Here is a 9208-nt window from a genome sequence, read left to right as displayed (position 1 = left end):
AATGGATTGGAATAAAACTTATGCAGCAATTTATAGAGCAAGAAAAGACTATTTAAAGCCTATTTTTGAAATCGATCCTATCACTTTAAAAGATTTAGTAGGTATGGAAAGTCAAAAAAAAGCACTTTATGAAAATACTTTAAATTTTATTCAAAATAAAGGGGCAAATCACGCACTTTTATGGGGATCTAAGGGCACTGGAAAATCAAGTTTAATTAAAGCTACATTTAATGAATTTAAAGAACAGGGCTTAAGACTTGTCGAATTAAATAAAGAAGATTTATTTGCCTTAGTAGATATCATCGATGAAATCAGATTAGAAAATTTTAAATTCATACTTTTTTGTGATGATTTTTCTTTTGAGAAGGGAGATGATAGTTATAAATTTTTAAAACCTTTACTTGAGGGAAGCATAGAAAAAGCCCCAAATAATATAATTATTTATGCAAGTTCAAATCGTAGGCATTTATTAAGTGAAAGCATTATTGATAATCTTGATACACAAATTGCACATACAGAACTTCATTTAAGCGATGCTGCTGAAGAAAGATTAAGCTTGAGTGATAGATTTGGTTTGTGGTTAAGTTTTTATCAGGGAAATTTAGAAGAGTATTTAAAGATGATAGATTTTTATTTTAAAGATTATTCTTGTGATAAAGAGCTTTTACACGCTAAAGCTAAAGAATTTGCTACTCTAAGAGCAAGTAGAAGTGGTCGTACTGCAAAGCAATTTTATTTGGCTTTTAAGGAGAATTTTAAATGACTGGAGCGCAAATTTTTACCAAGCTTTTAAATTTGGATTTAAATTATCATGATTTTGATTGGCTTGAAAATCAAGGATTGAGTGAATTTGAGCTTTTAATTTCTGTGATTTTAACTCAAAATACAAATTGGAAAAATGTCTTAAAAGCTTTAGAAAATTTAAAAAAAGAAAATATTACAAGTTTAGAACAAATCAATACTTTATCCAATTTAGAACTTGCAACTTTAATTAAGCCTAGCGGATTTTATAATACCAAAGCCAAGCGTTTAAAAGGCTTAGTAGAAAGTATCATAAACACTTATGAAAATTTAGAAAATTTTAAAACAAATGTAAGCAGAGAGTGGCTTTTAAATATCAAAGGTTTGGGTTTTGAAAGTGTTGATGGTATTTTAAATTATCTTTGTAAAAGAGAGATTTTGGTTGTAGATAATTATAGTTTGCGTTTGGCTTTTCACTTAGGCTATGAGTTTGAAAATTATGAAGAATTAAGAGAATTTTTTCAAAGTGGTATAGAGAGTGAGCAAGAAAATTTGTGTAAAATTTTAGGGAGAAAATGCGAACTTTGCGAACTTTATCAAATTTTTCATGCTTTGATCGTAGCTTTTGCAAAACAGAGTTTTAAAGGACAAAAATTAAGCTCTAAGGGTGAAGAATGGATCAAAATTTTAAAGGAAGATTTATGAAAGCAAAAGGAAGCGAACTTATACCTGTTTTAACTATAGCAGGGAGTGATTGTAGTGGTGGAGCAGGGATACAAGCCGATCTTAAAACCTTTAGTGCGCACAATCTTTTTGGTATGAGTGTGGTTTTAAGTGTGGTAGCTGAAAATACCGCAAGGGTGATTTCTGTACACGATATACCTACTCAAAGTGTGGATGAACAAATGCTTGCCGTATTTGAAGATATAATGCCAAAGGCAACTAAAATTGGAATGATAGGTTCTTGTGAATTAATGAGCTGTGTAGCTAAAAATTTAAGCGAGTTTAAACCTCAAAACATAGTGATCGATCCTGTAATGTTTGCTAAAAATGGTTATGCTTTAATGCCGCAAGAAAATTGTGATTTTTTCAAGCAAACCATAGTAAAATTTGCAGACATTCTTACGCCTAATATTCCTGAAGCAGAGTTTTTATGTGGTTTTAAGATCACTAATGAAGAGCAGATGATAAAGGCAGCTAAGCATTTATGTAGCTTGGGGGCTAAGGCAGTTTTACTTAAAGGCGGACATAGTGAAGAAAATGCCAATGATGTGCTTTATGATGGAAAAGAAATTTATATTTTAAAAGGCGAACGCATAGAAACTAAAAATACTCATGGTACAGGTTGTACGCTTTCTTCGGCTATTGCTAGTAATTTAGCTAAAGGCAAGGATTTATTTCATGCCGTTAGTGAAGCTAAAGAATATGTAAGAAATGCGATTTATTATTCACTCAATCTCGGAAAAGGTTGTGGTCCTACAAATCATTTTTTTAAGTTTTTAGATGAAAAATAAATTAGATCTTAGTCTTTATCTAGTTGCCTCTCAGGGAAATAAAAGCGAGGAGTGTTTTTTAAATACTTTAGAAAATGCTATAAAAGGTGGAGTGAGTATCATACAACTTCGTGAAAAAGAGCTTAATGCAAGAGAATTTTATAAACTAGGTTTAAAGGTACAAAAACTTTGCAAGGCCTATAAAATACCTTTTTTGATTAACGATAGAGTGGACATAGCTTTAGCTTTAGATGCTGATGGGGTACATTTAGGGCAGGAAGATTTAGAAGTAAAACTAGCTAGAAAGCTTTTAGGAGATGAAAAAATCATAGGCTTAAGCCTTAAAAAGCTAGAACAACTTGAGTTTATACAAGGAGCAAATTATCTAGGTTGTGGAGCCATTAAGACAACACCTACTAAAGAAAGTTCGCTTTTAAGCCTTGAGCTTTTAAGTCAAATTTGTGATAAAAGTCCTATAGGGGTTGTAGCCATAGGAGGGATTGATAAAGAAGCACTTGTTGAGTTAAAGGGTATAAATTTAAGCGGCGTGGCTGTGGTTAGGGCGATCATGGATGCTAAAGATGCTTTTTTGGCAGCTAAAGAGTTAAAGCGTAAAATCTATGAAAATTTACCTCTTAAATGAAACTCCTTTTGAAGGGGTGGAAAATCTTATTTTAAATGAGATTGTTTTTTATGATTTTAGTGTGGATTTGAGTTTATATGATGCTTTAATCTGCACCTCAAAAAATGCTTTAAAAGCTTTGCAACATGCAAAAATCACTTTAAATTTCAAACTCAATTTATACGCTGTGGGACAAAGTACAGCTCAATACGCTAAAAATTTAGGTTTTAAAAAGATTAAAATTCCATCAAAGGCTTACGGAAAAGATCTTTTTCTTGAATTTAAAGAGGAATTAAAAACGCAAAAATGTTTGTATTTAAGGGCTAAAAATATTGTTTCGACTTTAAATTTGGATCTTAAAAATGCAGGTGTGGATTTAGATGAAATGATTGTTTATGAAAATGTTTTTAAAAAAGGTGATAAAAAACTTACTCATCCTGCTATTTTTATATTTACCTCTCCTTTAAGTGTAGAAAATTTTTTAAAATTTTATAGCTTAAAAGAAGAAGATAAGGTTGTAGTTATAGGACAAAGCACAGCAAAGAAGCTTTTAAATTTTAAAAATCTTTATATATGCGAAAATCAAAGTCTTTTAGAGTGTGTTAAGCTTGCTAAGACTTTGGTTTAATTTTTTAAATTCCAAAAATTTTCTTTGGGATAAATAATAATGCTTTTTGTGAGTAAAATTTCATCATTGACATTTTTATCACGATTTAAAGCAATGCTAATGTGGGCTATAATAACACCATCTTTGCTTAAATTTGCATCGGGATTAAAGTTGGAAAATTTAAAATTAACACATTGTGCAATAGGATAAAAGTATTTTATTTTAATCAAAGCTTTTGCGTAATTAAAATATATATTATCTAAACATTCTTTATTTTCTTGCTTTGCTTGATATAAAAAATATTTAGAAAATTGTGTTGCATTATGACTTAAAATTTGAGCTTGAAGGTAGTAATAACTATCTTGGATTATTTTTGGAGTGTAGCTGGATATGTTTAAGGTTAAGCTCATCCATAGACTTATTAGTAATATTAAAAAAATTGTCCAAATTAAAACATAAGCTTTTTTCATAGTAAAATTCTTTTTTCAAGGCAATATGTTGTTTGTCTTTTTAGGCAAATTTTTAATTTATTGTTTTGCAGGTTAAATGAGCTTATGTTTTTAGAAATTAATCCTTGTTGGTTTAATTGTTCATTAAATTTTGGCTTTATTTCATATATAAGTCCTTCATTTTGCAATTTGATAACTAATTGAGCTTGCAAAGGAATAAAACTACCTGTAAAATTTGCAGATATACCATTTTCCAAGATGGATATTTTTTCAATCTTATTAATTTTATAAGCATAGCTAATATGCTCATTGTCGTTATATAAATCTTTTCTGTTTTGGAGTTGTGTTTTAAAATCAGAATGAGGTGAATAAAGTGTATGATTATTTTCTAAAATAAGAGCAGAGTTAATAAGATAAAGTTTATTATCTTTTAGGCTAATTAACTCATCTTTTAAAAGACATTTTAATGTATTTTGTGAAAATGTAATATTAATACAATTTTGTATTAATTTTTCTATTTTAAGCAAGTTTAAATGTGTTTGAGTGATAAGATTGTTTGTATGTAAAGCAGTGAAATTTAAATGATAAAAATCCATTAAAGGTTTTGAAAGTAAGCTAGTTATAAAAGTAAAAAGTATTAGTGATATTATAAGTTCAAAAAGTGTAAAAGCTTTGCTCATTCTTTAAAATAAACGCTATAATTTTGATCTTGAAAGTATAATTTTTGAAATTGAAATATACCATCATTAACAAACTGTTCTTGTAAAACTATAGGTTTTAAGGCTGAAGTTTGAAGTATGATGGTTTTAAAAATGGGCTTTTCATATAATTCTTCTTGAAGTTTATAGAGTCTTTCAAAAATATTTAAATTTTCATAGTTTTTGTAAAGTTGAGTATAGTAATAAAAAATACCAATGAAAATTAAAGATATGATCGTTATAGCACTAATACTTTCTATAAGTATGAAAGCCTTTTTCATTTAGCGCTGCTAGCATTTATGGCTTCAAAAAAACTTCCGCGAATTCCTTTTTGTTCGAGTATTTTTATGCCTTTTATTGTAACTCCGCCAGGGGAGCAAATATTTTCTTTGATAATAGCTGGATGTTCATGTTCTAGTAAAGTACTAGAGCTTTTAAATAAAGAGCGCGTAAGATTGAGACTAAGTTCTTTTGACAAACCTTCATAAACTCCAGCATTAGCAATACTTTCTGCTATAAGTGCTAAAAAAGCAGGAGCGCAGCCGCTAATCGCCATAGCTGCATTCATTTGTATTTCATTATCTAATTTATAAGCCGAGCCAAAAGTTTTTAAAATGTCTAAAATTTCATTTTCAAAATGAGAGTTTTTAAGTATATATGGTGTGGTTGAAGTCTTGTATTTAGCTGCTGTATTAGGCATTATTCTAACATAATTTTGAGCTTTGATGGTTTGTAGTTTTTCAAAATCAACATTGGCTAAAACAGAGATTAAGATACGTGCTTGTCCTTTTAGTATTTGAGCAATATTTTCTAAAGCATAGGGTTTAAATGCTAAAATAACATCTTTACCTTCTATGTTAAAATCTTTGTAAAGTAAGGTTTTAAAGCCTTCTTTGGTGAGGGCTTGAAGTTTTTCTATACTTCTTCCTACTATACAAATTTCATAATCATCTTTTAATCCATAGGCTAAGGCTGTTGCCATAGCTCCATTTGCAAGTATATAGAGCATTATTTTTTAATATAATTAGCAATTTGATCAGCTTGAAAAAAGTCCGGATAATTAACTGTATCTAGTATCACTTGTACCATAGTATTATTATCAAGATTAATGACTACTGGAGCTAGAAAATTCACTGTCGATTCTTCAATGCTTTTTGCTATGGCTACTATATTAAAAATTTTCATATTAGATTCAGGTGTTAAAGAAAGAAGCTCTTGATAATAAGTTGGTATATCAAATTCATAATCAGGTCTAATTAAATAAGGATTAATTAAAACAAAAGAAAAGTCTTTACCATCAAGACTTTTAAGTCTTACAAATACTTCATCGATAGTTGAAAATTCCATATTTTTGGTTTCTTCAAAACCTAAGATAGGGCATTTAACAGCTAGGGTCATGTTTTCTCCTCAAGTTATAATGTTTAATATTTTAACATAAAATAAGCAATAATCATTCCAAAATTTTAAATTATTTAATTAATTTTATTATAATTTTAGAAGAACATAATTATAAAATCGTTAAAATATAGATTTTTGAGAATATAAATCAAGGTGAAGTATGAAAAAAGGTATTTTTTTATTGGTTTTTTTATTGGTTTTTTTTAATGCGTGTAGTACGAAAAATGATGAAGGTTTATACAATCTTAGTGCTAGTGAGTGGTATAAGCAAATTATTAAAGATTTGCAGGACAAGGATTTGGAAAAAGCCGATGATCATTATAATGGTATGGCAAGTGAGCACGTTGCCGATCCTTTATTGGAAACTACTTTAATTATTTTAGCACAAGCTCATATGGATGAAGAGGAATATAAGTTAGCTGAATTTTATTTAGATGAATATAATAAAAAATTTGGAAATTCACGCAATGCTGATTATATTCGCTATCTTAAAATTAAAGCAAAATTTGATGCATTTGCAGTGCCAAATCGTAATCAGGCTTTAATGCTTGAAAGCCAAAAAGAAATAGATACTTTTTTGAAAGATTATCCTTATACAGAATATGAACCTTTGGTTCAGACAATGCTTACAAAATTTAATTTAGCGGTTTTTTATCTTAATAGTACTATAGAAAATCTATACCAGCGCATAGGGCATGATGAAAGTGCACAAATTTATAAACAAAGACTTCAAGAAAGTGAATTTTATCAGCAAAGTATTATCAAACCTGAGCTTCCTTGGTATAGAAGTATATTTGAAAGATTTTAATAAACAAGGAAAATAAATGCAGATTGAAGAGATACAAAATTATCCAGCAAATTTACCAGTATTGGTTGAAGATGAATTATTTTTATATCCTTTTATGATAACTCCTATTTTTATTAACGATTCATCCAATATGAAAGCTTTAGATCTTGCGATTAAAAATGATAGTATGCTTTTTGTTGCACCTTCAAGGTTGGAAAATGGAAGAAATTTTGATGAAATTTATAATTGTGGAGTGATTGGGACTATCATGCGAAAAGTTCCTTTACCTGATGGAAGAGTGAAAATACTTTTTCAAGGATATGCTAAGGGTAAAATTATAGAGCAAGTTTCTAATAAACCTTTGGAAGCCAAGATAGAACTTATAAAAGAAGACTTTTTAGAAGGAACTAAAAAAGAAGCACTTCTTGAAGTTTTAAAAGAGAAGGTAAAAAATTTGGCAAATATTAGTCATTATTTTTCTCCGGATCTTTTAAGAACAATTGAAGAAGGCTTTGATGCATCTAGGATTTGTGATTTGATTTTAAATACTGTGCGTATTAAAAAACAAGTTGCTTATGAGTTTTTTGTTTTAACAGATCTTGAGCAAAAATTAGTAAAATTAATAGATTTAATTGCTCAAGAAATAGAAGCCAATAAAATTCAAAAAGAAATTAAAAACAAAGTACATTCTCGTATTGACAAGGTAAATAAAGAATATTTTTTAAAAGAACAATTAAGACAAATTCAAAAAGAGCTTGGTTCTGATACACAAAAAGAAGATGAGGTTAGAGAATATCAAAAGCGTCTGGAGTTAAAGAAGAAATTTATGCACGAAGACGCTTATAAAGAAATCAAAAAACAAATTGAAAAATTCGAACGCATTCATCAAGATAATTCCGAAGCATCGATGATTCAAACTTACATAGAAACAGCATTAGATGTTCCTTTTGAAAAAATTTCTAAGAAAAAACTTGATATTAAAGAAGTTTCAAAACAGCTCAACCATGATCATTATGCATTAAATAAACCAAAAGAACGCATAGAAGAATATTTTGCAGTTAGGGAACTTTTAGAAAAAAGAAAAATAGCAGAAAAAGATGGTGCTAAAGTTATACTTTGTCTTTATGGGCCTCCTGGCGTTGGTAAAACTTCACTGGCAAATTCTGTTTCAAAAGCTTTAAAAAGAGAGCTTATTCGTATAGCCTTAGGTGGACTTGAAGATGTTAATGAGCTGCGTGGTCATCGTAGAACTTATATAGGCGCTATGCCTGGACGTATTACCCAAGGACTTATAGAGGCAAAACAAATTAATCCTGTAATTGTATTGGATGAAATTGATAAATTAAATCGCAGTTTTAGAGGAGATCCAAGTGCGGTGCTTTTAGAAATTTTAGATCCAGAGCAAAATTCTAAATTTAGGGATTATTATTTAAATTTTAATATTGATTTAAGTAAAGTCATTTTTATAGCAACGGCAAATGATATTAGCAATATTCCTGCACCTTTAAGAGATAGAATGGAATTTATAGAACTTAGCTCTTATACTCCAAGTGAAAAATTTCATATAATGAAAAAATATTTAATTCCAGATGAGCTTAAAAAACATGGCTTAAAATCCAATGAATTATCTATTGATGATGAAACTATAGAGTTAATCATTAGTGATTATACTCGTGAATCAGGAGTTAGAAATTTGCGTCGCAAAGTGGCAGAGTTGTGTCGTAAGAGTGCTAAAAAACTACTTTTAGAAAATATTAAAAAAGTCATTATTAATACAAAAAATTTGAATGAATTTTTAGATAAAAAAGTTTTTGAAATAGAAAAAAATAATGGAGAAAATCAAGTAGGTCAGGTTAATGGTTTGGCTTGGACAAGTGTAGGTGGAGATGTTTTAAAAGTAGAGGCTGTAAAAATTAAAGGTAAAGGAGAATTAACGCTCACGGGAAGTTTGGGTGATGTAATGAAAGAATCAGCTAGAATTGCTTTTAGCATGATAAAAGTTTTAATCGATGAAGGAAAAATAAAAATACCTAAAAAAATAATTATCGATCCTAAAGTTAATGTTTATGATAGTTATAATATTCATATACATGTGCCAGATGGAGCTACTCCAAAAGATGGCCCAAGTGCAGGCATTACGATAAGCACAGCTATTGCTTCTATTTTTAGTGATAGAAAGGTTAAAGCAGATATTGCAATGACAGGTGAAATAGATTTAAAAGGAAAAGTTTTACCAATAGGTGGATTAAAAGAAAAATTAATTGCGGCTTATAAAGCAGATATAAAAATAGCTTTAATCCCAAGAAAAAATTACGAAAGGGATTTAAAAGATATTCCTAGTGAGGTTAGAGACAATATGGAAATCATTGCTGTTGATACTTTTAGTGATGTTTTAGAATATACTTTGGTTTAA

12 protein-coding genes are annotated in these 9208 nt (G+C 29.1%); 7 read left to right on the top strand and 5 right to left on the bottom strand.

Features of this window, described 5'->3' with window-relative positions; translation table 11 throughout:
- Nucleotide 1 precedes the first annotated feature (1 nt).
- The 5 genes from AJN69_RS06925 to AJN69_RS06905 are packed head-to-tail and all read left to right on the top strand — an operon-like array spanning nucleotide 2 to nucleotide 3484.
- Nucleotides 2-763 carry an ATP-binding protein gene (locus tag AJN69_RS06925; RefSeq protein WP_002870536.1) on the top strand — a complete coding sequence of 254 codons (762 nt, stop codon included), beginning with the start codon at nucleotides 2-4 and terminating at the stop codon, nucleotides 761-763.
- Nucleotides 760-1446 carry a 3-methyladenine DNA glycosylase gene (locus AJN69_RS06920; RefSeq protein WP_044780207.1) on the top strand — a complete coding sequence of 229 codons (687 nt, stop codon included), beginning with the start codon at nucleotides 760-762 and terminating at the stop codon, nucleotides 1444-1446. The genes AJN69_RS06925 and AJN69_RS06920 overlap by 4 nt, the downstream gene beginning before the upstream one ends.
- Entirely contained in the window at nucleotides 1443-2255 is an 813-nt protein-coding gene (gene thiD / locus AJN69_RS06915) for a bifunctional hydroxymethylpyrimidine kinase/phosphomethylpyrimidine kinase (protein WP_044780282.1), read from the top strand. Before AJN69_RS06920 ends, thiD begins: the two co-directional genes overlap by 4 nt.
- Nucleotides 2245-2877: a thiamine phosphate synthase gene (gene thiE / locus AJN69_RS06910; protein WP_044780208.1), complete on the top strand. Its 633-nt coding sequence runs from the start codon at nucleotides 2245-2247 to the stop codon at nucleotides 2875-2877. Before thiD ends, thiE begins: the two co-directional genes overlap by 11 nt.
- The gene (locus AJN69_RS06905) at nucleotides 2855-3484 is read left to right on the top strand and encodes a uroporphyrinogen-III synthase (RefSeq protein WP_002870540.1); all 630 of its coding nucleotides are present in this window, start codon (nucleotides 2855-2857) and stop codon (nucleotides 3482-3484) included. The genes thiE and AJN69_RS06905 overlap by 23 nt, the downstream gene beginning before the upstream one ends.
- Here the strand turns inward: AJN69_RS06905 and AJN69_RS06900 are convergent.
- The 5 genes from AJN69_RS06900 to fliW are packed head-to-tail and all read right to left on the bottom strand — an operon-like array spanning nucleotide 3481 to nucleotide 6008.
- Nucleotides 3481-3933 carry a hypothetical protein gene (locus AJN69_RS06900; RefSeq protein ID WP_002870542.1) on the bottom strand — a complete coding sequence of 151 codons (453 nt, stop codon included), beginning with the start codon at nucleotides 3931-3933 and terminating at the stop codon, nucleotides 3481-3483. The genes AJN69_RS06905 and AJN69_RS06900 overlap by 4 nt on opposite strands.
- Entirely contained in the window at nucleotides 3930-4592 is a 663-nt protein-coding gene (locus tag AJN69_RS06895) for a hypothetical protein (protein WP_002870543.1), read from the bottom strand. The genes AJN69_RS06900 and AJN69_RS06895 overlap by 4 nt, the downstream gene beginning before the upstream one ends.
- Nucleotides 4589-4891: a transformation system protein gene (locus AJN69_RS06890; protein ID WP_002855822.1), complete on the bottom strand. Its 303-nt coding sequence runs from the start codon at nucleotides 4889-4891 to the stop codon at nucleotides 4589-4591. The genes AJN69_RS06895 and AJN69_RS06890 overlap by 4 nt, the downstream gene beginning before the upstream one ends.
- Entirely contained in the window at nucleotides 4888-5619 is a 732-nt protein-coding gene (locus AJN69_RS06885; protein ID WP_044780209.1) for a pyrroline-5-carboxylate reductase, read from the bottom strand. Before AJN69_RS06885 ends, AJN69_RS06890 begins: the two co-directional genes overlap by 4 nt.
- Nucleotides 5619-6008 carry a flagellar assembly protein FliW gene (gene fliW, locus AJN69_RS06880; RefSeq protein ID WP_002852982.1) on the bottom strand — a complete coding sequence of 130 codons (390 nt, stop codon included), beginning with the start codon at nucleotides 6006-6008 and terminating at the stop codon, nucleotides 5619-5621. The genes AJN69_RS06885 and fliW overlap by 1 nt, the downstream gene beginning before the upstream one ends.
- Nucleotides 6009-6168: 160 nt before the next feature.
- On the opposite strand from fliW, the gene bamD reads away from it, so the two are divergent.
- Together bamD and lon are read left to right on the top strand one after the other, a co-directional pair.
- Nucleotides 6169-6816: an outer membrane protein assembly factor BamD gene (gene bamD, locus AJN69_RS06875; protein ID WP_002870545.1), complete on the top strand. Its 648-nt coding sequence runs from the start codon at nucleotides 6169-6171 to the stop codon at nucleotides 6814-6816.
- 16 nt (nucleotides 6817-6832) lie between these two features.
- Nucleotides 6833-9208 (top strand): endopeptidase La, encoded by a 2376-nt coding sequence (lon, locus tag AJN69_RS06870; RefSeq protein WP_044780211.1) that lies wholly within the window; start codon nucleotides 6833-6835, stop codon nucleotides 9206-9208.

It is taken from the genome of Campylobacter sp. BCW_4338 (genome assembly GCF_001763255.1).
Classification (GTDB): Bacteria; Campylobacterota; Campylobacteria; order Campylobacterales; family Campylobacteraceae; genus Campylobacter_D; species Campylobacter_D jejuni.
This window is presented reverse-complemented; position numbering and strand designations above follow the sequence as displayed.